At 42.7% G+C, this 21,163-nt stretch carries 23 protein-coding genes and 1 pseudogene; 5 read left to right on the plus strand and 19 right to left on the minus strand.

The window, feature by feature from the left end; translation table 11 throughout:
* Positions 1-93: 93 nt before the first annotated feature.
* From Vt282_RS18475 to Vt282_RS18485, 3 genes are all read left to right on the plus strand, one after another.
* A complete protein-coding gene (locus Vt282_RS18475; RefSeq protein WP_162064342.1) occupies positions 94-1,404 on the plus strand; it encodes an ABC1 kinase family protein in 1,311 nt (436 codons plus the stop codon).
* Between the two features lie 6 nt (positions 1,405-1,410).
* Entirely contained in the window at positions 1,411-2,013 is a 603-nt protein-coding gene (locus tag Vt282_RS18480) for a DUF2850 domain-containing protein (RefSeq protein WP_232055203.1), read from the plus strand.
* A 103-nt stretch (positions 2,014-2,116) separates the two neighbouring features.
* Complete coding sequence (locus tag Vt282_RS18485) at positions 2,117-3,217, plus strand: mechanosensitive ion channel family protein (RefSeq protein WP_162064343.1); 1,101 nt, start codon at positions 2,117-2,119, stop codon at positions 3,215-3,217.
* Between the two features lie 41 nt (positions 3,218-3,258).
* Here the strand turns inward: Vt282_RS18485 and Vt282_RS18490 are convergent, their stop codons facing one another.
* Complete coding sequence (locus Vt282_RS18490) at positions 3,259-4,419, minus strand: MBL fold metallo-hydrolase (protein ID WP_162064344.1); 1,161 nt, start codon at positions 4,417-4,419, stop codon at positions 3,259-3,261.
* A gap of 110 nt (positions 4,420-4,529) precedes the next feature.
* Here Vt282_RS18490 and Vt282_RS18495 point away from each other — a divergent pair, with 110 nt between their 5' ends.
* Positions 4,530-5,141, plus strand: coding sequence for a TetR/AcrR family transcriptional regulator (locus Vt282_RS18495; RefSeq protein WP_162064345.1), 612 nt, complete (start codon positions 4,530-4,532; stop codon positions 5,139-5,141).
* Positions 5,142-5,150: 9 nt separating this feature from the next.
* Here Vt282_RS18495 and Vt282_RS18500 read toward each other — a convergent pair whose 3' ends face one another.
* The 10 genes from Vt282_RS18500 to kduD all read right to left on the minus strand — a co-directional run bounded on the left by Vt282_RS18500 (position 5,151) and on the right by kduD (position 12,968).
* Positions 5,151-5,903 carry a PhzF family phenazine biosynthesis protein gene (locus Vt282_RS18500; protein WP_162064346.1) on the minus strand — a complete coding sequence of 251 codons (753 nt, stop codon included), beginning with the start codon at positions 5,901-5,903 and terminating at the stop codon, positions 5,151-5,153.
* Between the two features lie 98 nt (positions 5,904-6,001).
* Entirely contained in the window at positions 6,002-6,508 is a 507-nt protein-coding gene (locus Vt282_RS18505) for a GNAT family N-acetyltransferase (protein WP_162064347.1), read from the minus strand.
* Positions 6,509-6,637: 129 nt separating this feature from the next.
* Positions 6,638-6,853: a VF530 family protein gene (locus Vt282_RS18510; RefSeq protein WP_162048386.1), complete on the minus strand. Its 216-nt coding sequence runs from the start codon at positions 6,851-6,853 to the stop codon at positions 6,638-6,640.
* 141 nt (positions 6,854-6,994) lie between these two features.
* Positions 6,995-7,348 carry a 50S ribosomal protein L20 gene (rplT, locus tag Vt282_RS18515; protein WP_004727974.1) on the minus strand — a complete coding sequence of 118 codons (354 nt, stop codon included), beginning with the start codon at positions 7,346-7,348 and terminating at the stop codon, positions 6,995-6,997.
* Between the two features lie 40 nt (positions 7,349-7,388).
* Positions 7,389-7,583: a 50S ribosomal protein L35 gene (gene rpmI, locus Vt282_RS18520; protein WP_162048387.1), complete on the minus strand. Its 195-nt coding sequence runs from the start codon at positions 7,581-7,583 to the stop codon at positions 7,389-7,391.
* Between the two features lie 118 nt (positions 7,584-7,701).
* The gene (infC, locus tag Vt282_RS18525) at positions 7,702-8,253 is read right to left on the minus strand and encodes a translation initiation factor IF-3 (RefSeq protein WP_075713069.1); all 552 of its coding nucleotides are present in this window, start codon (positions 8,251-8,253) and stop codon (positions 7,702-7,704) included.
* A 3-nt stretch (positions 8,254-8,256) separates the two neighbouring features.
* A complete protein-coding gene (gene thrS / locus Vt282_RS18530; RefSeq protein ID WP_162064348.1) occupies positions 8,257-10,185 on the minus strand; it encodes a threonine--tRNA ligase in 1,929 nt (642 codons plus the stop codon).
* 260 nt (positions 10,186-10,445) lie between these two features.
* Entirely contained in the window at positions 10,446-11,069 is a 624-nt protein-coding gene (locus Vt282_RS18535; protein ID WP_162064349.1) for a bifunctional 4-hydroxy-2-oxoglutarate aldolase/2-dehydro-3-deoxy-phosphogluconate aldolase, read from the minus strand.
* 10 nt (positions 11,070-11,079) lie between these two features.
* A complete protein-coding gene (gene kdgK, locus Vt282_RS18540) occupies positions 11,080-12,009 on the minus strand; it encodes a 2-dehydro-3-deoxygluconokinase (protein ID WP_162064350.1) in 930 nt (309 codons plus the stop codon).
* Positions 12,010-12,206: 197 nt separating this feature from the next.
* Positions 12,207-12,968, minus strand: coding sequence for a 2-dehydro-3-deoxy-D-gluconate 5-dehydrogenase KduD (gene kduD, locus Vt282_RS18545; protein WP_162048391.1), 762 nt, complete (start codon positions 12,966-12,968; stop codon positions 12,207-12,209).
* Positions 12,969-13,231: 263 nt separating this feature from the next.
* Between kduD and kdgR the strand changes: the two genes are divergently transcribed.
* Positions 13,232-14,014: a DNA-binding transcriptional regulator KdgR gene (gene kdgR / locus Vt282_RS18550; protein ID WP_162064351.1), complete on the plus strand. Its 783-nt coding sequence runs from the start codon at positions 13,232-13,234 to the stop codon at positions 14,012-14,014.
* Positions 14,015-14,071: 57 nt separating this feature from the next.
* Here kdgR and Vt282_RS18555 read toward each other — a convergent pair whose 3' ends face one another.
* The 8 genes and pseudogenes from Vt282_RS18555 to Vt282_RS18590 all read right to left on the minus strand — a co-directional run bounded on the left by Vt282_RS18555 (position 14,072) and on the right by Vt282_RS18590 (position 20,960).
* Complete coding sequence (locus Vt282_RS18555) at positions 14,072-15,454, minus strand: DUF2264 domain-containing protein (protein ID WP_232055204.1); 1,383 nt, start codon at positions 15,452-15,454, stop codon at positions 14,072-14,074.
* Between the two features lie 204 nt (positions 15,455-15,658).
* Positions 15,659-16,299 (minus strand): annotated as a pseudogene (locus tag Vt282_RS18560) (RpiB/LacA/LacB family sugar-phosphate isomerase).
* Positions 16,300-16,357: 58 nt separating this feature from the next.
* Positions 16,358-17,080, minus strand: a complete 723-nt coding sequence (locus Vt282_RS18565) for a CBM9 family sugar-binding protein (RefSeq protein WP_162064353.1) — start codon at positions 17,078-17,080, stop codon at positions 16,358-16,360.
* 67 nt (positions 17,081-17,147) lie between these two features.
* Complete coding sequence (locus Vt282_RS18570) at positions 17,148-18,188, minus strand: glycoside hydrolase family 88/105 protein (protein ID WP_162064354.1); 1,041 nt, start codon at positions 18,186-18,188, stop codon at positions 17,148-17,150.
* 171 nt (positions 18,189-18,359) lie between these two features.
* Positions 18,360-18,800: a PTS galactosamine/N-acetylgalactosamine transporter subunit IIA gene (gene agaF / locus Vt282_RS18575; protein ID WP_162048396.1), complete on the minus strand. Its 441-nt coding sequence runs from the start codon at positions 18,798-18,800 to the stop codon at positions 18,360-18,362.
* Between the two features lie 12 nt (positions 18,801-18,812).
* Positions 18,813-19,700, minus strand: coding sequence for a PTS system mannose/fructose/sorbose family transporter subunit IID (locus Vt282_RS18580; protein ID WP_232055205.1), 888 nt, complete (start codon positions 19,698-19,700; stop codon positions 18,813-18,815).
* On the minus strand, positions 19,687-20,460 hold the full coding sequence (gene agaW / locus Vt282_RS18585) for a PTS N-acetylgalactosamine transporter subunit IIC (RefSeq protein ID WP_162048398.1): 774 nt from the start codon (positions 20,458-20,460) through the stop codon (positions 19,687-19,689). The genes Vt282_RS18580 and agaW overlap by 14 nt, the downstream gene beginning before the upstream one ends.
* Positions 20,461-20,471: 11 nt before the next feature.
* Entirely contained in the window at positions 20,472-20,960 is a 489-nt protein-coding gene (locus Vt282_RS18590) for a PTS system mannose/fructose/N-acetylgalactosamine-transporter subunit IIB (protein ID WP_162064355.1), read from the minus strand.
* Between the last annotated feature and the right edge of the window lie 203 nt (positions 20,961-21,163).

Raw genomic sequence — 21,163 nt, forward strand, 5'->3', positions numbered from 1 at the left:
GAAACGAGCAAGGCATTTTATATCAAAAGTAGTGCAGCAACAAGTATTAACTTAGGGTATTGCAACCAATATGCTAAATATGAGTGAAAACTGATGGTAGACAAAGAATCAAAAATTCCCTCACATCGCCTAGCCAGAATCGGCCAGTTTGCCTCACTTGCCACTCGCATCGGTGGAAACGTAGTCGCAGAGGGAACAAAACAATGGTTAGCGGGGAATCGTCCACACGCAAAAGACCTGCTTCTCACACCCGCAAATCTATCCAGAGTTGCTGATCAACTCGCACATTTGCGAGGCGCGGCAATGAAAGTCGGTCAGATGCTATCCATGGACAGTGGTGATCTCCTCTCACCTGAATTAGCAGAGGTACTGGCGCGCTTACGTTCCGATGCCAACCCTATGCTGGCAAAGCAGCTTGATAAATCGCTAGTAGAAGGATTAGGAACTGACTGGAAACGTCACTTTCTGTCGTTTAACTTCAAGCCAGTTGCGAGCGCTTCCATAGGCCAAGTGCATAAAGCCTATACTGACGATGGCGACCAAGTTGCAGTTAAAGTGCAGTACCCTGGTATTCGCAACAGCATTGATAGCGATATTGATAATGTCGCTACGCTGCTTAACTTAGTCGGTGTTATTCCAAAAGACATCGACTTTACTGCACTTCTTGAACAAGCTAAGTTGCAGTTACACGCAGAAGCCAACTACCAACTCGAAAGCCAGTATCTCAACCAATATAAACAGTATTTAGCCACTAACTCACACTTTATCGTACCAAGGGTATTTCCGGCGATGACGAGTGAAACGGTGCTTACTATGGATTTTGTCGAAGGAGACAAGATTGAGTCACTAGCTAATGCCCCCCAACACCTGCGCGATAACGTGATGCATCGACTGTTCGAGCTGTTTTTCGCTGAGTTATTTGAGTTTAAACTGGTACAAACAGACCCAAACTTTGCTAATTACCTCTATAACCACCAGCAAGAGAAAATCGTTCTACTCGATTTTGGTGCAACTCGCGTGTATAGCGATACCATTAGTGAGGGTTACCGCTTAGCATTTCGCGCTGCCATTGAAAACGATACACAAGGTATTGAGCAAGCTCTGCGCCAGATTGGGTTTTTCAGTCAAACAATTGTGGAGAAACAAAAGCTCGCCATTATTGATTTAGTCACACTAGCGTGCGAGCCCATGGGCATTGACCAAACTTACGATTTTGGCGTGTCAGACCTAGCGAACAAAATTCGTCAGCGCGGTAGTGCTTTGAGCTTCCAAGAAAACTACTGGCATACACCGCCCATCGATGCCATTTTCCTTCATCGCAAAATTGCTGGGTTATATCTTCTCGCTGCGAGAGTAAAAGCTAAGATCAATATTCACAGTTTGGTGATCAAACATCTGTACTGATGTTAGATGTTTGAGCTGAACATCAAAGTTTCAAACATAGATATTGCGTTACTACACAATGTTCTACAATCTGTTACACGTGAGATAAAATTTCACACTGTTGCATCAATAGCAGGGCGGATAGCAATGTCGTGGTACTACTCCAAGCAAAAGGCAGGGAACATTTCTGCGTTGATGCCTTTAATGACTAAAGGCGCGATGCTTATTGTCTTGTGCTTATGTATCGGAGCAATCAGTGTTATCGCTCATCTAAACTACCAAGACTCTGTCAACCCCAAGCATGTTTATGGCACATGGCTTGAGACAGGTACCCCCTCCTACAATAGTGCGTCCATTAAATTCACCGAGCATGGTGTTTATCGAAATCAACGAATGATCTCGACGCAATTTGACTTTGATGGCAAGAAAATTCATGTCACTACCGGTTCAGGGGTTTATATCTATCAACTCTCCCAGTCGAATAAAATACCACAACTACGGCGTATTCAACCCAATAGCCCGACTCAGCGCTTTGTGAAAAAAGGTTACGAGCATCTTATCGATAAAGAAGATGGCGGCATAGCAAAACGCAGACGTGCTGCGTTAGCTGAACATTTCACCGAAGAATAGACACATTTCTTGCAAAATAACCCATGTTTTCAAACTGATTCTTCACATCTCAGTGATTTCAATGCACTATCTCCCCCCAAGATAAACTATTAGAACTCTAACAATGAATGAATTTAAGTCATTACTTCCAACTTCTTGGGAGTCTTTGTCTCAACAACTCGACACGAATATTGTACTGCTGACCGCAATCAGTTTAATTTCCTGGTTAACTTGGCGTCTGATATACAGCCGTTTAGAAGTGTTAGTACAACGCACGAGCATTCATTGGGATGACCTCACCTTACAAGCTCTAAAAACGCCAATTAGTACTTTGATTTGGTGTTGGCCTGCGACGATTTCTCTGGGATTAGTGTTGCAAAAGCAAAACTTTATTCAGCTAGATTGGTTGAGTACCGTAAAGCTAATTTTGGTAATCGTCATTTTCATTTGGTTCTTGATGCGTTTGGTCAATAAAGTCGAAGAATACGTTCTTGCTCAGAAAAAGCGAGATGAAACCACGGTTCAAGCCGTTGCCAAAGTCGCCAGATTATTCTTCTTAACTATCGGTGCTTTGACGGTCATGCAAACCCTAGGGCTTAGCTTATCAGGTCTGCTAACTTTTGGTGGTGTCGGTGGCTTGATTGTCGGTTTAGCCGCAAAAGACCTGCTATCAAACTTTTTCGGTGGCATGATGATCTATTTCGACCGCCCATTTAAAGTTGGAGATTGGGTCCGTTCTCCAGATCGTCAAATTGAGGGCACTGTCGAACGAATTGGCTGGCGTATGACGATTATTCGTACGTTCGATAAACGCCCTCTATATGTGCCAAATTCCGTATTCAGTAGTATTGTGGTCGAAAACCCTTCTCGTATGCTTAATCGCCGTATCTACGAAACTGTCGGACTTCGATATGATGATGGCAGCAAAGTTGAAACGATCACTGCACAGATTAAACAGATGTTGGAGCACCACCCAGACATCGACGCCAATCAAACCTTAATTGTAAATCTTAATGGCTTTGGCGCATCCTCACTCAATATTATGGTGTATACCTTTACCAAAACCATTAACTGGATTCGCTATCAAGAAGTGAAGCAGGATGTTCTGCTAAAGATTATGGACATCGTGGCCGCAAATGGCGCAGATATCGCCTTCCCAACCCAAACGCTAAAAATCGATCCAATTCATGCTGGAGAGTTAGCACCAATTCCTGTTCAGCCATAATTTACTGATAAACAAAGGCCTTCGTATTCGAAGGCCTTTGTTTAGTTCATTTGATAATCTAAACGACTGCCCGCCATTTCTGGTCTCTTTAGCCACCAATATTTTGTATCAATACTGTCGTTTAGCTCAATGCTTTCCCCAACCATTGGTGTCACCAACGCAATATTGAATTGGGCAGCTTCTGCCAACAAGTCCTGCATTGGCTCATCCCAACGATGGGCGAACAATTCATATGTAGACCAATGTACCGGCATCAAGCGTTTGGCATTTAGATCGAGAAAAGCTTGTGCAGTATGTCTAGCTTGCATATGGCCCCAATTTTCAACCGGATAACCCTTGCCTTGTTTGACATTTGCGGCCACTTCAATAAAAGCTAAATCAAACGGCCCTAATTGCTCACCGATCTGTTTAAAATGAGCATCGTAAGCTGTGTCACCACTATAAAAAAGTGAACCTGTGACCCCTTTGATCGCCCATGATGCCCAAAGAGTTGAATTACTATCGAACCCAGTGCGACCTGAATTGTGATTCGCTGGCGCTGCCGTTAATTCGACCGTGTTGATAGTTGTTGATTGCCACCAGTCAAGCTCAATGATGTTGTTCGGCTTCACACCCCACTTTTCTAAATGACGGCCAACAGCTAATGGCACAACAAATGTGACCTCTTGCTGCGCATAGAACTCTACAGTTGCCTGTTCGAGGTGGTCATAATGATCATGAGAAATAACGATAACATCCGGCTTCGGTAACGCTTTGCGTGCAATTGGGGCGGACACGTTACGAGAAAATAAACGCTTAGCAAACCATGGCGAGGCATAGTCAAACACTGGATCCAGTAAGATTTTAGTTTGGTCTAACTCAATGAATAAACTTGAATGCCCAAGCCAAGTGACACGAGGGGCGTTTGTTGAGTCTTCAAAACGTGCCACATCAATAGGCAGATAAGGTAAAGCATGACTCGGTTTTAGTGCCGAACGCCTAAAAAAGAACGTTTTCATTACTTGCGACATGCTTTCATTACTCGCCACTTTAGGAAGACGATTAATTACTCTGCCATTCGCAAATTGAGGAGAGTGTTCTATCCGTTGCTGACGCAACTGTTCACTCGCGACAATAGCCTCCCTGCGCAGTTTTCGTTGTTTTAGCCCAGCCATAAATTTTTCACTAAGTGACGAAAGCAGCGATTGATTTAACTTGCGCATAATTTTGACCTATTGGTTATCCCAAAAAGTAAACGATCGTGTATACTTTAGGTGTTCAATATTTAAAAGTAAACACAACCGTTTACCTTTTTTCATTACAAAGTGACCTTATGGCTAAAGTAAGCGATATAAAACAAGAAGATATCATCAAATCTGCGATTGAAGTTTTTTCTCAAAAAGGCTTTGAGCAAGCAAGTATGGAAGGTATCTCAAAACAAGCCGGTGTATCAAAACGTACCTTATATAAGTACTACCCAAATAAAGACGCGCTGTTTGAGGTGATCGTCGATAAACTGATCTGCCGCTTCGATGATCATGCTGCCAGTCAATTTGAACCATCGGTTGCCATCGAACAACAACTCGCTGAGCTAACACTCAAACAGCTTTGCTATCTAAACTCCCCTGACTTTCAAGTGATAGCTCGAATGGTAATGGTCGAGTGTATTCGCTGCCCTAAAGCGTCGAGCGTACTGATGAGTAAATTCGATGGGATCGAAGATTGCTATGGTCTACATCAATGGGTTCAGGCTGGCATTGAAGCTAATTGTTTAGCCGTAGAAGATATTACTATGGCGGTAAACCAATATGTCGGTGGGATTAAAGCGTTAGTGTTTTGGCCACAATTACTTGGTCATCAAGCGCCGCCATCCAACGAAGACGTCGCGAAAGTAGTCACACAAGCAGCAAAAGGTTTTATTGCAACTTATCAAGTAAGCCGCTAATCCGTCATATCAACGCTTTTTGACTTGGGCTGAAATTGTTACTACGCCTGCAGAAGGTTGCTCAACTTCAAAATAGCCACCGGCAGATGATAGTTGACTGACCTTCAAACGGGATGCCTCAAGCTTAGATAACCAATAAGGTGTCAGGGAGCATTGTGCGGAACCTGTTGCAATATCTTCATCAATGCCAATGCTTGGAGCAAAGTAACGTAGCACATAGCCATCATTACCGTTTTGTGCAGTGATGATCAGAGCATGGTAGCTATCGAATTGTTTAATTAGCTCAAAATTCGGCTGATAACTTTCAACCTCTTCGATGCTATGCATGACAACCACTAAATCTCGGGTAGAAAATACCTCTTTGGCGGATGCAACTAACACTTGAATACTATCCAGATCAACCGGTGTATGAGTCTCCCAAGTAGGTAGAGAGATTTGATAGTAAGTATCTTGTTTACACACTGTCACTTCACCATAACGAGTGGTTAAGCGAACTTCCTCGTCTTGAGTATCAGCAAGCAAAGCAGCCCCTGCCCCCAAACTTCCGTGGCCACACAAGTTAATCTCACCGCTTAAAGCAAACCAACGTAATTGATACCCTTTATCGGATGGTAACAAAAATGACGTTACTGGCTGATTCATAGCTCGAGTGATTTCGAGCAGTTCAGAATCAGGTAAGTTACATTCTAAAAACACCACACCGCAAGGGTTGCCTTGAGCACCATCGCTGGTAAATACATCATAGATATCGGATAGAAGCATACGACTAAGATAAAAGTAATTCTTTCCGTTATTTAAACTATCAATAGTGTCTTTTGAAAGAAAATCTTTTCGATTATCAGGATTAATAAGCCACGAATTTACTGGAATTGATAAATCAGATCAGAATACCACTCACCCTGAATGCTGTGGGCTCGTGGCATGATATTGATGAGCTTAAAGCCGCATTTTACCAGTACACGTTCTGAAGCGATGTTACCTTCGGTCACCGTCGCATTGAACTGCACAATTTTAGTATTATCACTTGCCCACCGTAACAGCGCTGCCAATGATTCAGTCGCATATTGCTTGCCATGATGCTGAGCTAGAAATAAATAGCCGACCTCAGCCACACCATTAACCATCCGAAAACCCGTAATACCTAAAGGCTCATCATTCTGTTTATTCAATACGACTAAACATAGCCAATGCGTTGAGTTTGGCTGCCACGGTGTTAATCGAGCCTGAAACTTTTGCTGAATTTCACTGAGTGTTGGCGCATCAAAACAGAATTCAATCACTTCAGGGTCTGTATGAATCTGATAAAACAGTGGCCAATCGTGCTCTGAAATTGCGACTAATCTGAGTCTATCGGTTTCGATCTGCATATAAATTCCTTGGTGTCATACAGAATTTATACTCAAGGAGATCGTATCTGAGGATCAAGTAGGATTTTAGCGGATTGGGATCAAATCGAACAAATATTGACCCCAAGGGAATATGAGAGGCGTGACTGATTAGCAAAATGTTTGGATGTAAAGCGCTTCTACTTTGTCACGTGCCCATTGGGTTTTGCGTAAGAACTTAAGTGAAGACTTGATTGAAGGGTCTTTTTGAAAGCAGTTTACTCGAATTTCATCATGTAACTCTGCCCAGCCGTAGTGTTCAACTAAGCGAGTTAAAATCTTCTCTAACGATAACCCATGCAGTGGGTTGTTTGGCTGATGGTCCATTGACTCAGCTTCCTTACATTAATTGATATGACCTAGATTATACCTAAATACCCTATACACGCGGAATACAAGATATTTGAGTATAACAGGCAAGAAAAAAGGAGAGCCGAAGCTCTCCTTTCCTTAAACCTAAACTGCTAATTAAAGAGCAGCTTTCGCTTTTTCAACTAGTACAGCAAATGCTGCTTTGTCGAATACTGCGATGTCCGCTAGGATCTTACGGTCGATCTCGATAGATGCTTTCTTAAGACCGTTGATGAAACGGCTGTAAGATAGACCATTTTGACGAGATGCTGCGTTGATACGTGCAATCCATAGTTGACGGAATTGACGTTTCTTAGCGCGACGGTCACGGTAAGCGTATTGACCAGCTTTAGTAACTGCTTGGAAAGCTACGCGGTAAACACGTGAACGTGCACCGTAGTAACCTTTAGCTTGTTTTAGAACTTTCTTATGACGTGCACGAGCTTGTACACCACGTTTTACGCGAGGCATTATGCTTCTCCTAAACTAAACGATTGATAACTAAAAAGAATTAAGCGTATGGCATCATACGAGCAACTGCAGCCAACTCACAACGTGGAAGGATTGCATTTGGACGTAGTTGACGCTTGTTCTTAGTAGTACGCTTAGTCAGGATGTGACGTTTTGTAGCGTGCTTGTACTTAATACCACCAGCAGTTTTCTTGAAACGCTTAGCAGCACCTTTGTTGGTTTTCATCTTAGGCATGATGAATAACTCCGCATTGTTGAGTTGTTTATAACAATAGTAATTAGGGCGAACAAAACCCAACCGCCAGACCTTTTCAGGACAACGGCTGGGTTTTCTTACTTGTAAAAGCCGTTAATTACTTCTTCTTAGGGGCTAGCACCATGATCATCTGGCGACCTTCAATCTTCTTAGGGAAAGACTCGACAACAGCAAATTCTTCTGTGTCGGCTTTCAGACGATTAAGAACGTCAACACCGATTTCTTGGTGAGCCATCTCACGGCCACGGAAGCGAATAGTTACTTTCACTTTGTTGCCGTCTTCTAGGAAACCAGTCAGGTTGCGTAGTTTTACCTGATAGTCTCCAATATCAGTTCCAGGACGGAATTTAACTTCCTTAATCTGAACCTGCTTTTGCTTTTTCTTCTGCTCTTTAGCAGACTTGCTCTTTTCAAAGAGGAATTTGCCGTAGTCCATCACTCGACAGACAGGTGGCTCAGCGTTAGGACTGATCTCAACCAGATCCATGCCTGCTTCTTCAGCAGCTGCGATCGCTTCTTGAATCGATACAACACCAACTGATTCACCGTCAGCGCCAGTTAAACGAACTTCACGAACGCCACGAATTTCACCGTTCAAACGGTGCGGGTTTGTTTTTACCGGCTGTTGGCCGCGTCTTCCGCCTTTAATAGCTTATTCCTCCAGATTGAGCTTACGGCTCGCGATCTCGTCTTGGATGTATGCTACAAAGTCATCCACTTTAAACTTACCGAGATCCTTACCTTTACGTGTACGTACTGCGATTTCGCCTGCTTCCATCTCTTGGTCGCCACAAACTAGCATATACGGTACGCGCTTTAATGTGTGTTCGCGGATTTTAAAGCCAATCTTCTCATTTCTCAAGTCCGCTTTAGCTCTAATTCCACATTTTTGTAATTTTTGGGCTACTTCTTGAGCATAGTCAGCCTGTTTGTCAGTAATGTTCATCACTACTGCTTGTTCTGGCGCCAACCATGTTGGGAAGAAACCTGCGTAATCTTCGATAAGAATACCGATGAAACGCTCTAGAGAGCCTAGGATAGCACGGTGAATCATCACCGGTACTAGACGCTCGTTATTTTCACCTACGTAAGTTGCGCCTAGGCGACCTGGTAGGTTGAAGTCTAGCTGAACGGTACCACATTGCCATGCACGGTCTAGACAGTCGTATAGCGTGAATTCGATCTTAGGACCGTAGAATGCACCCTCGCCTTCTTGAATCTCGTATGGAATTTCCATTGATTCTAGAGACTGTTTCAATGCTTCTTCAGATTGATCCCAGATTTCATCTGAACCTACACGCTTTTCAGGGCGAGTAGACAGTTTCACTACGATGTTGTCGAAACCAAAGGTTTGGTACGTATCGTAAACCATCTTAATGCAGCTGGTCACTTCCTCTTGGATTTGGCTCTCAGTACAGAAGATGTGAGCGTCATCCTGAGTAAAGCCACGTACACGCATGATGCCGTGTAGTGCGCCTGACGGTTCGTTACGGTGACATGAGCCAAACTCAGCCATACGTAGCGGTAGATCACGGTATGATTTCAAACCTTGGTTAAAGATTTGAACGTGACCTGGACAGTTCATTGGTTTGATCGCGTATTCACGGTTCTCAGAAGAAGTCGTGAACATCGCATCAGCGTATTTGTCCCAGTGACCAGAGCGTTCCCATAGTACACGGTCCATCATTAGTGGGCCTTTTACTTCTTGGTAACCGTATTCGTTTAGCTTGTCGCGTACAAATACTTCTAGATCACGGAAGATAGACCAACCATTGTGATGCCAGAACACCATGCCTGGTGCTTCTTGTTGCATGTGGAATAGGTCTAGTTGCTTACCGATTTTACGGTGGTCACGCTTAGCCGCTTCTTCTAGGCGAGTAAGGTGCGCTTTTAGTGCTTTCTTATCGTGGAAAGCCGTACCGTAGATACGTTGTAGCATCTTGTTGTCGCTGTTACCGCGCCAGTAAGCACCTGCAACATTCAATAGTGTGAAGTGTTGGCAGAAGCCCATGTGAGGTACGTGTGGACCACGACACATGTCGATGTATTCTTCGTGATGGTATAGACCTGGACGATCGTCGCGAGATACGTTCTCATCCAAGATTTCCATCTTGTAAGATTCGCCACGCGCTTCAAATGTGTCGCGCGCTTCCTGCCAGCTTACTTTCTTTTTAACAACTTCGTACTTGGTCTTTGCAAGCTCGTTCATACGCTTTTCGATCTTGTCTAGATCTTCTTGCGTTAGCGACTCTTCTAGATCAACGTCGTAGTAGAAGCCGTTGTCGATCGTTGGACCGATCGCCATTTTAGCATGCGGGTAAAGCTGCTTAAGCGCATGACCAAGAAGGTGAGCACATGAGTGACGAACGATTTCTAGACCGTCAACTTCATCTTTAACCGTGATGATTTCAAGGCTTGCATCTTCTTCGATAAGATCGCATGCATCAACACGTTGACCATTTACACGACCAGCGATGGTTGCTTTCGCAAGACCTGGGCCGATAGATTGTGCCACTTCAAGAGTAGATACTGGGTTGTCAAATTGACGCTGACTGCCGTCAGGAAGTGTAATAATAGGCATTTTTTATCCTTACAGTGGTGTTGCACACCAAGCAACACTTGCTGGTTTAATCGTCTCAAACACATGAAACAATTATAAAAATTGGTTTGATTTATTCGCTTTAGTAGACAAATACGGATGCCCCGTCCGGCGAACAAGCGCACATTGTAACTCAAGTATTAAAAATAACAATCAAAGTCACACATTTAGCGCAAATCGCTTTACCTTAAAAAAACAAAAGGCGATGAGTACATCGCCTTTCGAAAAGAGAGAATGCTGTATTAAAGCAGCAGCTGTTTCACATCCGCAACAAGCGCACTCAATTCTTCCCATTGTTCATTTTCAATCAAGTCATTTGGCACCATCCAAGTACCGCCGCAAGCAAGCACTGAAGGAATAGACAAATACTCTTTTACGTTAGTTGGACTAACGCCTCCTGTCGGCATGAATTTAACTGGGTAAACCGCTGACAAAGCTTTTAACATTGCTGTGCCACCCGAAGGTTCAGCAGGAAAAAATTTCAATGTAGTCAGCCCCATCGCCATTGCTTGTTCAACTAAACTTGGGCTATTCACACCCGGCACAATCGTAACACCACGTTGCTGACAATATTTGACAGTCGTTGGATTAAAACCAGGGCTCACAATAAAATCTACCCCAGCTTCAATCGCTTGGTCGACTTGTGCACTATTTAATACTGTCCCTGCACCAATCAGCATTTCCGGATAAGCCTCGCGCATATTTTTGATTGCTTGCGCAGCCTGCTCTGTACGAAACGTTACTTCAGCACAAGGTAAGCCATTATCACTGAGTACTTGCGCCAATTTCGCCGCTTTAGAAGCATCTTTAATAGCAATCACAGGCACTACTTTTATCTGTTCTAGTTGTTGATCAATTGTCATCATTTTTCCCTTATCAAATTGTTGGCATCAATTCTGGAGCAATCAATGCTCCACGATGTTGAATCACGGTTCCAGCTAGTGAGTGTCCCGACATAGCAGACTGCAGCTCCGTGCCCCCGAGAATACGTTTCGCTAAATACCCAGCGCTAAAAGAGTCACCTGCGGCGGTCGTATCGATGACTTGATTTACCGGTTCAGGTGCAATTTCTTCAATCCCCTGCTTTGTCACCACTAAACAAGGTTCACCACCACGTTTAATCACGATTTCGTGCACGCCTAGAGATTGAGTTCGGTCTATGGCTTGCTGCTCATCAACATCCCCGTATAACGCTTGCTCATCATCAAAGGTCAAAAATGCGATATCAGTTAGTGACAACATTTGCTGATATGCTTGTTGCGCTTCTTCCTTGCTAGACCATAACCCTGGGCGGTAGTTATTATCGAAAGCAATCATAAGACCTTGTTGCTTACAGTGATGCAGCAATTGAAATAACACTTCTCTACAATCAGACGGCAAGATTGCTAGGCTAATCCCGCTTAAGTAAATCATTTGGTGTTGACACAATGCGTCAGCAATCTGAGATTGTGCATGATCTTGTAACCAATATTTTGCCGCAGAATCATTACGCCAATAGAAAAAGCTGCGCTCTCCTTGGGGCGTTGTTTCAATTGCATAAATCCCCGGTAATTTCTGGCTCGAGATAAACACCATCTCAGTATTGAGTGACTCCGTTTTCCATAAGTCCAGCATGTCTTTACTAAATGGGTCTTGGCCGAGCCCAGTAACATATGACGTGGTGACGCCTTGATGGTGGGTCAAGCGAGATAGATACACGGCTGTATTAAGAGTATCGCCACCAAAACCTTGCTCCAATTGGCCTTGATTTTTCCGCAGTTCGACCATGCATTCACCAATAATGGCGATGCGTTGAATTTGATTCATAAAACACCTACTAATTCTTTTCGTATTTTCTTTGAAATCATCGGCTAATAACAAACGAAGGCACTCTTGAAGCCGAGATCATCGATTAAGAAAAAAGCTAGCGCGGAGGCTAGCTTGAACTTATTTCCCGATAAAGTGTTGAGTTCGATCGACGCTCGTTCTCAAATCGCCAATCGAACCAAACAAAATATTAGTGATTAGCGAGACAACCAGCCGCCATCAACTGCAATGGTGTAGCCATTAATGTAATCAGAGGCGTTTGATGCGAGGAAAACACATGGACCAGCCAAATCAGAAGGCTCACCCCAACGACCAGCAGGAATACGATCAAGAATTTCTTTATTACGAGATTCATCAGCACGCAGCGCTGCCGTGTTATTGGTTGCCATGTAACCCGGAGCAATCGCATTGACATTAATGTTGTGCTTAGCCCACTCGTTCGCCATTAGGCGCGTTACGCCCATTACGCCACTCTTTGACGTTGTGTATGAAGGAACACGAATACCACCTTGGAACGATAGCATTGATGCGATGTTAATGATCTTACCGCCCTGACCTTGAGCAATAAATTGTTTTGCCACAGCTTGAGACAGGAAGAACACTGACTTAACGTTGATGTTCATGACGTCGTCCCAATCTTGCTCTGAGAAATCAATCGCATCGTTACGGCGAATGATGCCTGCGTTGTTCACAAGAATATCGATACGACCAAACTCAGTTACCGCTCGATCAACAATTGCAGGGATATCATCAAGCTTCATCAAGTTAGCACGAACATCTACGAACTTACGTCCTGTCTGCTCGATAAGTGCGATTGTTTCCGTTGGCTCAACAATATTTACGCCAACAATATCACAACCAGCATTGGCTAAACCCAGCGCCATACCTTGACCTAACCCTGTGTCGCAACCAGTTACGATCGCTACTTTACCTTGAAGATTGAACGAATTAAGAATCATGTCTATTCCTTAAAAACTGCATCAGGTGCTGAGAAATTTCAGCACACATTTCACTCTGTGTAGGCAAAATAACAACAACATGAAAAGCCGTACAGTTATTTTAAAACATCGTTTCAAAAATAACTGTAAAGATCACAAAAACAACCAAAATAAACGAAACGTCGTTTCAAATTTCTTTGATTGCAACTTAAATGACTAGCAGCGCTATGTGCGCAATGTATAATGAGGCCAATTCAGCCTGTCCAACATACACAAGGTTTACAATGGAAAAAGCCACTCAGCCAGAAGCCGTCTCTTCGGTAATGAAGGTATTCAGTATTCTTCAAGCTCTTGGTGAGCAAAAAGACATTGGTGTCTCAGAGCTTTCACAACGTTTGATGATGTCAAAAGCGACGACCTATCGTTTTTTACAAACGATGAAGACTCTGGGCTATGTTTCTCAAGAAGAGGAAGCGGATAAGTACGGCTTAACACTCAAACTATTCGAGCTTGGCGCTAAATCATTAGAGTATGTGGATCTCATCGCATTAGCTGACAAAGAAATGCGCGTTATTTCTGAACTAACAAATGAAGCGCTTCATCTTGGTGCGTTAGATGAAGATGGCATTATCTACATTCACAAAATTGATTCGGGTTACAACTTAAGTATGCAGTCACGAATTGGCCGCCGTAATCCTCTGTACAGTACTGCCATTGGCAAAGTACTTTTAGCTGAACGTGATGAATCCTTTGTCCGCCAAACATTAGCTGATGTTACTTTCATAAAGCACACTAAAAAAACACTAAATAGTGTCGATCAATTGCTTGTTGAACTCACAATGGTGCGTGAGCAAAATTTCGCACAGGACAATGAAGAACAAGAACCCGGACTTCGTTGCATTGCCGCACCTATCTACGATCGCTTTGGGCATGTTATCGCAGGGCTATCAATATCTTTCCCAACCATTCGTTTTGATGAAGATCGCCTTTCTTATTACGTTGAACTTCTGCAAACCGCAGCAAATAAAGTCTCAATGCAACTTGGTTACCAGCGAGTAGCAAAATAACGATGACAAAAGTGCACCGATATTCTTTGACTAACGGTGCACTTCCGTTACATAACCCTAGAAAAAGTGAAACAGCTTTGAGCTATAGCTTGTCACACCTTTACGCAACAAATTGTTTTTTGGTCGCTCAGCCCGGCCTGTCATTCGCTCTAAAAGCTTCTTGTATTTGTTTTGCGATTCTAACCGTCTTGATAACGGTGACTGCATTGTGGTGTACTCTTCCTTGAAAATCACCGTCACTTCTTGAGTCTCTTGAATTCCGATCACCAACATATTGGGCGCATTGAGCGAGAACATAAAACTGTCCTTTTCAATCTCTAATGGTTGCTCATCTGCTTCCCATAACCCTGTTCTATCTCCACTATAAATAGCGATATTTAAAGCTCGTAACGACCAAAAGCTACTTGCGGGGCCACTATAGTTGTCAGTTAAACGTGAGTCATCAGAAAAAAGCCCTTGGGTCGGACGCCCTTTTTTTAGTGCTCCGTGATTAATAAAGAACGCCAAATTTGTCTTGAGCGCTCGCTTAAATTGGCCTGCATACTCTTTCATTTGACTCGGATGACATATATCCAATGTCGCTAATAGCGGCGCTGTCGCTGACAGCCGATATGAAGCGCTACGTCCGAAGAGCGGAAAACCATGGGGAGTAAAAAAATACCGGAACTTATCGCTAAACGTTCGCAGTCCGTGGCGAATAAATTGAGGATCAAAATCAGGTGATATCTGATCTATCCAATATAGGGAATAGTGAAAGCCCCATGCATTGTAATAGTCGTAATTACCTTTTGCGCCATCTCTAAACCATCCATCTCCAACATAAAATTCTTTCGTCCGAATGTAACGTTCGTATTGAATTTCATCGACGCCGGTAAGCGCTTTCATCACCACTTGCACCGTTAGAGGAAACAAATGCCAATTGTTATCTACGGTCTTAACATGATTAATTTGCTGGAACCAATTGATAATCGGCTGCCTTTGTTTTGGGCATAACGTGTCCCAAACTTGCGCTTTACTTAGCCATAACGTTAAAGCCAGATCCGCACTTTCACAGATACGTTGATCGTAATCTTCTACCTTTCCCCAATAGCCGGAGTGCTGCGGATCAGTTCCCGCTATAAACGCTGATTTAATCCATTCAGCGATGTCTAAGACTTCACAATTAAGCGAATAAAGTTTTTTGTTTGTCTCTTGGTTTGCATGTAACCATGACGCTAACGTCGGCATAACTCGACTGCATCCTTCCATTGCATCTAGCCGTGCATTTTGTTGACTAGATACCCCAGGATAATACGCATGAGTGTAATCCCAAACAGCGTAATGTTGAAAAGCCTCAGCGACATAAGAGACCATCGCCTCGCACTGCTCTTTCAGCTCATGTGGCTCACAAAAAAACGCTTTAATTTGATCATCACGCTCAACAAAATCTCGTCGCTTCATTTTTTCTCGAATGAGGTTTTGTTTAAATAGCTCAACGTACTGCTTGAAATCTGGGTGCTCACATGGAATATGTGGGCGCTCAGAAGCCTGAATAATCTTCGTCATTCCACCTCCAAACGGTGTATATAGGTATAATTCCACCGAACAAAAACACAAAGACCAATCAAATTGATTGGTCTTTTCTCTATAAGTTAACGCAACTGATTAGTTCAGAATTTCGCGCACGAAATCTGAGATTTCATCAACTTGGCTGTTTTCAAATAGACATTTTTGGAAGCGTTCACCAAGGCAAGCAGTTTTAACTAGCTCAACGTCCATCGCTTTTAAACCTTCAAGGTAATCTTTCGCAACCGCACGTTTCACATCGTTTAGAATTGCTGCATTTTGCTGTTGCGGTACCGCACGTTCAACTGGATAACCTTGACCACGCTCACAGCCAGACATCATCACTTTTTCAAAGATTCCACGAACGTTTAGCTCAGCAGCCCATCCGAAGTTCTTCGCATACGCCAATGACAATGCGTTTCCGTTATTAATTTGCGTAAATAGAAATGCGTCAGAAGGCTCTAAAGCATAACCACACACAACATTTGAATGCGCATTACATGCCATTAAAGCACCCTGGCCCGTACCACAACCTGTGAATACAAAATCAACCGCTTTTGCAGCAAGAAGAATTGAAGCTTGAATGCCTAGGTGAATATAAGTGAGGTGATGATCGTCTGCATCACACATGCCAACATTAAATACTTCATCGCCGCTTTGTGCAGCAACATATTGAAGTTCTTTTAGGATAATTTCATTTTAGCCGCTTGGCTGTTTTCCATAGTTAGAGCGATTTTCATTTTAGTTCTCAATTAATTTGTTTTATATGTCTATAAATAAGCCGTTTTATGAACTGTTTTATTTAACTAACTTACACAGTCCGAATGTATATGGGTTATGGAAGTTTGGCTTTGGCGTATTTGGATCTATCCAAGTCATCCAGCCCATATCCAATTTGCCATCTGCTTGTTGCGTGAATTCAGCGCGCATCAATGCACAATTTAATTCGGTTTGTTGCTCATCTTGCCAAAGCTCCAGTGATGTCAATGTTGAGACTGGAATCTTGGTTTCAACGATATAACCACCGTCAACGATTGTTGCTTGAGTTTCTAATCCAGGCCATCTCCAAGTGCTATCTAATTGACCAATTTTTTTATTCTCTGAATCATAAGATGCCTTAGCACTGAAAACCCTCGCTTTCGGATCTATCTCCATCGTGTAATAAGTCGTTAGCTGCTTATCTTTCGCTAAAAACATCTCTACACGATCAGAATCTAAAATGGCGCGCTTTGGGTCTGTACCGATGGCGATATTTTCATCGCTGACACGGTAGCGGAAATACACACCATCTTCGTTCCACAACGCTTTAAACTCTGTCGCTGGAGCAAGTTGGCTGCGCCACGGAAAGCTAAACTGGGTTAGTGTATTTGCTTCATCCCAAGCTTTGTCCGTTGGATTTCCATCGATAACTGGTGACTGAGCAGAATACTCAATTAGGTATTCACTGTTTGTAGAAGCATAAACATTTGTTGCTAGGCTGCTACCTAGTAAAAGCGCTGTTACGTAAACTAATTTACTCATTTATAACCATCCTAATTATTTGCTATATCCATTAACTTCGCGGCGGCCAGCCAAAGTTGAAGAGCAATTATTTTGTTAGTGATAACATTGCGGTCGCCGCAAGTAAGAAAGCACCTGCGCCGTAATCGATATTGTGGTCAAACTCGACATCGCGTGGGTTGAAAGCGGGTAATTGAACCCAACCGATCATGCCATTTTCATGAATACAATCTTCCAATGCAGACCAAGCTTCGTTAACCACCGGAAGGTAGGTATCTCGTTCTAGATACCCTTGTTCAATACCCCATGCTAAGCCGTAGCAGAACAGTGATGTCGCACTACTCTCTGGAGCAGGGAAACTTTTCGGATCAAGCAGACTAGTACGCCAAAAACCATCCGCCTGCTGATACTTAATCACTTCAGCGGCTAAAGCACAGTACATGTCAATGTAACGCTGACGCGTTGGATAATTCGATGGCATGTAGGCCAAAATTCTCGGCACTGCCGCTAGAACCCAACCAATACCGCGGCTCCAAAATACTTTTTCACCATTGGCTTCTCGCAGTTCTGTTCCTTCTGCATTTGGGATGTAGCGCTTGTCACGGTAGTAAAGATTAGTCTCTGGATCGAATAGGTTATCAACCGCATCCCACCATGCTTTATCCATATAATTTAGATATTTGTCATCGCCAGTAACCACACTTAAGCCAGCAAAAACAGGCGGTGCCATAAATAGTGAGTCACACCACCACCAATCTTCGCGACCTGGTTTTGGTTCTGTGACCATGATATCAAGCGCTTTCGTCGCATATTCAATCGACTCTGGCACATCAATAAGCGGATACAATGGCAGGTAAGCTTGCATACAAACGTGGTCGTCAGCAAAGCGTGGCAGCGGACCAGGTCTAAAACCAGTATGCAATGTAAAATCGAGTAAGCCTTCTAGGTATTCATTATCATTAGTTGCTTGCCACGCATCAGCAACAGATAACCAGAATACACCACGCTCCCAGTCTGTCGCTTTTAAGAAGCGTTTCTTACCGGTACTGCGCGTAACGTAACGAGTGCGGTTATCACGTTGCCAACGGTACACACGCTTCATTTGGGCTAATATTTTACTGTTATTCATTTGGCAGCCTTATTTATTTAAATAAAAACTCTTTATTTAAATATCTAGATTGGTGAGTAGTAAATATAATATTGGTAAAAATAGGCACTACTAACCCGACTAAACAAATCCAATATAGGGGCTAAATTGAATTTAACTTAGTAGTGCCTTATTTATTTCAGGAGAATATTTCTATAATTCGTCTTCGAAAGAATCAGAATTATTATTTTCTAATTGAGCAAGCTCTTTAGCCATATCTTTCATTGACTGAGCGCCAATTTCACACACGATATCAGCCAATTCATCCAGCGATACACCATCACGTTCAAAGCACGCATTGGTGATCATTGGTAGATTACAACCAGCAACAACTTTTACATCATTGCGGTTTAGCATGATTGATACCCCACGGTTGCAAGGAGAGCCACCAGGAACATCAGTCAAGATTAATACACCGGAACCATCATTCATTTGCTCAATAGCAGACAACATCTTGTCTTCAAGCTGTTCAGTTGTCATTGGTGGAACAAAATCGATAAAAGCTAAAGAATCTTGTTCACCAACAATTGCTTCAACAGCTGATTGCATGCCAGTAGCAAAATTAATATGTCCAGAGACAATAATACCAATCATAATATGCCTATATTAGAAGATACCGATTAAGTGACCACTTACACCAGCGAATAAAATACCGAAGATAAGTGCAGTTGGTGATTTACCTTTCTTAACGAGATAGTACATTAACCACACGAGAGCCATTGGCAATAAGTTAGGCATTAGCTTATCTAGCATACCTGTTTGCAAACTAATATCAGCAGCGCCGGCTTCAAGCTCAACCACCGTTGACACTTTTACATATTTTGCAACCATCGAACCAATAACACCAAGACCGACAATGTTTGCCGCACGGCCTAGTTTTTCTGCTTGGTCTGAGAGTTTTTCAAGCGCAGATACACCCGCATTGTAACCAAGAAACAGTAGCCAGAAGTACATTGGAATACGGTATGACTGATATAGAATGAAGAATACCAACACACCTAGCGGGTTACCTTGCAATGCAATCGAACTACCGATTGCTAGCGTTAGCGGTAACATTACCGAGTGATCCAACGCATCACCCACACCCGAAACAGAACCCATCGTTGCCGCTTTCACAGAAGCAATAGTCGATGGCTTCTCTTTGCTTTCTTCCATTGCTATCGCAAGGCCAAGTGGCAAAGTAAACATCTTAGGGTTGGCATTGTAGAACTGTAGGTTGTTCTTTAACGCCTTCTTAAGGTCTTCTGGATTTTGGTGAATTTTCTTCAACGCTGGGCTGATTGAGTAACAAAAACCACCCGCTTGCATACGGTTGAAGTTAAAGTTACCTTCCATCAACAAACCGCGGAAACCAATTTTCCAAAGATCTTGTTTTGTAATTACTTTCTTTACCGACTGATCGCTATAGCTATCTGTATTACTGATTACTGAGCTTACAGAGTCTTCATGGTAATGAGCAGGGTTCATTGTCATTTCAGAATTAGAGTTCATCATCAAATACCTGTGTTTGAGTCGTTGCTTGAGGAGTGTCAGACTTTTTATTGTTCATGTAATCCAGAACAGCGACACACGTAAATACAAGTGCTGTACCTAAAATTGGCATATTGAAATAAGTTGAGCACACAAAACCTAAGAAAAAATAAGGTAAAATTGCAACGTTAAACATAGTACGAAGTAACATTGCAAAACCTACTGCTGGCATCATACCGCCGGCAATCGCCATGCCTTTAACAATGCTCTGAGGCAAGTATTCTTGAATAAAGTCTGCACCTGCAACGCCAAAGTAAATCGCACAGAAACCAACAACACCGTATAACAATGCACGAGCACTTAGACCGATATAAATTAGCTTATCAATACCCTTTAGATTTAAACTTTCAGCATATTGATCCGCTTTTTGCATCATTGGAGCACAAGAAGTAAATAGGAAAAGTACACATGTTTGCATCGCAAGAGCAAAAGGAATCGCCATACCAATTGCGGCTTCTGGTGTCATATCCAGTTTGATGGCAAACATAGTACCTACGATTGCACCCACTGTTGTATCTGGCGGCTGTACACCAGCATTCGCAACTAGACCAAGCCATGCAAGTTCAAATGTTGCACCTGCAATAAGACCCATTTGTAAATCACCGAGAATTAAACCCACTACCGTACCGGTAACAAGAGGTCGGTGGATACCCGTAAATACATCGAATTTATCGATGCCACATAGCGCTGCCCAAACAGCAACTAAAATAGCTTCCATTAACATTTTATTTCACCTTAGATTTGTAAATCTTTCGTCATTTCAAAAATGCATTCTTTATCACTTTCAGGCATATGCTGAATAGTACTTACACTTCCATGGTCACGCAGAATATTGAACGCAGCCATATCAGATTTATCTACGTTAATATATTTATTAACGACAACTCTTCCTTCGTGAAAATGCATATTACCAATGTTAATTTCAGGTAATTTAATTCCACCTTGGACAATACGAGCAAAATCAGTTGGATTTTTGCATAGCAATAGAATCTTTCGGTCCATACCTGCTTTAGGTAGATTCGCAATCGTTTGATCAATCGTTCGGAACAAGACAGCAAAGTCACTACCCGCTGACGCCTTAAACGGAGCTTGAAGTGGTTCCATTTGAGCAATTTCATCATTAGCGACAAGAATCGTATTTGCGCCTGAATGTTTGCCCCACTGTAAACGAATTTGACCATGAATTAGACGTTCATCAATACGTGCTAAAACGATATTAGCCATGCAGTTTTCCTTAATTTAATTATTAGATTTAAGTCTTTATTATTCTTACATTATTTAATTCAAGTGACTTTCTCGTTTCGTCATCTAAATTATAATCTGTAATCACTGTATCTATTTTGCTTGTTTCTAAGTCCAAAATGAATCGTTATGATGGAATGCTGAAGATTCAACAATAACGGTTATCTTTTCTGATAAGTCACATA

The sequence above is a fragment of the Vibrio taketomensis genome (assembly GCF_009938165.1).
GTDB classification, from domain to species: domain Bacteria; phylum Pseudomonadota; class Gammaproteobacteria; order Enterobacterales; family Vibrionaceae; genus Vibrio; species Vibrio taketomensis.

Bases quoted from the DNA above. Each gene is read 5' to 3' on its own strand.
- Vt282_RS18475 (WP_162064342.1), top strand. From the start codon at position 94: ATGGTAGACAAAGAATCAAAAATTCCCTCACATCGCCTAGCCAGAATC.
- Vt282_RS18480 (WP_232055203.1), top strand. From the start codon at position 1,411: ATGTTTGAGCTGAACATCAAAGTTTCAAACATAGATATTGCGTTACTA.
- Vt282_RS18485 (WP_162064343.1), top strand. From the start codon at position 2,117: ATGAATGAATTTAAGTCATTACTTCCAACTTCTTGGGAGTCTTTGTCT.
- Vt282_RS18490 (WP_162064344.1), bottom strand. From the start codon at position 4,419: ATGCGCAAGTTAAATCAATCGCTGCTTTCGTCACTTAGTGAAAAATTT.
- Vt282_RS18495 (WP_162064345.1), top strand. From the start codon at position 4,530: ATGGCTAAAGTAAGCGATATAAAACAAGAAGATATCATCAAATCTGCG.
- Vt282_RS18500 (WP_162064346.1), bottom strand. From the start codon at position 5,903: ATGCTTCTATCCGATATCTATGATGTATTTACCAGCGATGGTGCTCAA.
- Vt282_RS18505 (WP_162064347.1), bottom strand. From the start codon at position 6,508: ATGCAGATCGAAACCGATAGACTCAGATTAGTCGCAATTTCAGAGCAC.
- Vt282_RS18510 (WP_162048386.1), bottom strand. From the start codon at position 6,853: ATGGACCATCAGCCAAACAACCCACTGCATGGGTTATCGTTAGAGAAG.
- rplT (WP_004727974.1), bottom strand. From the start codon at position 7,348: ATGCCTCGCGTAAAACGTGGTGTACAAGCTCGTGCACGTCATAAGAAA.
- rpmI (WP_162048387.1), bottom strand. From the start codon at position 7,583: ATGCCTAAGATGAAAACCAACAAAGGTGCTGCTAAGCGTTTCAAGAAA.
- thrS (WP_162064348.1), bottom strand. From the start codon at position 10,185: ATGCCTATTATTACACTTCCTGACGGCAGTCAGCGTCAATTTGACAAC.
- Vt282_RS18535 (WP_162064349.1), bottom strand. From the start codon at position 11,069: ATGATGACAATTGATCAACAACTAGAACAGATAAAAGTAGTGCCTGTG.
- kdgK (WP_162064350.1), bottom strand. From the start codon at position 12,009: ATGAATCAAATTCAACGCATCGCCATTATTGGTGAATGCATGGTCGAA.
- kduD (WP_162048391.1), bottom strand. From the start codon at position 12,968: ATGATTCTTAATTCGTTCAATCTTCAAGGTAAAGTAGCGATCGTAACT.
- kdgR (WP_162064351.1), top strand. From the start codon at position 13,232: ATGGAAAAAGCCACTCAGCCAGAAGCCGTCTCTTCGGTAATGAAGGTA.
- Vt282_RS18555 (WP_232055204.1), bottom strand. From the start codon at position 15,454: ATGAAGCGACGAGATTTTGTTGAGCGTGATGATCAAATTAAAGCGTTT.
- Vt282_RS18565 (WP_162064353.1), bottom strand. From the start codon at position 17,080: ATGAGTAAATTAGTTTACGTAACAGCGCTTTTACTAGGTAGCAGCCTA.
- Vt282_RS18570 (WP_162064354.1), bottom strand. From the start codon at position 18,188: ATGAATAACAGTAAAATATTAGCCCAAATGAAGCGTGTGTACCGTTGG.
- agaF (WP_162048396.1), bottom strand. From the start codon at position 18,800: ATGATTGGTATTATTGTCTCTGGACATATTAATTTTGCTACTGGCATG.
- Vt282_RS18580 (WP_232055205.1), bottom strand. From the start codon at position 19,700: ATGATGAACTCTAATTCTGAAATGACAATGAACCCTGCTCATTACCAT.
- agaW (WP_162048398.1), bottom strand. From the start codon at position 20,460: ATGTTAATGGAAGCTATTTTAGTTGCTGTTTGGGCAGCGCTATGTGGC.
- Vt282_RS18590 (WP_162064355.1), bottom strand. From the start codon at position 20,960: ATGGCTAATATCGTTTTAGCACGTATTGATGAACGTCTAATTCATGGT.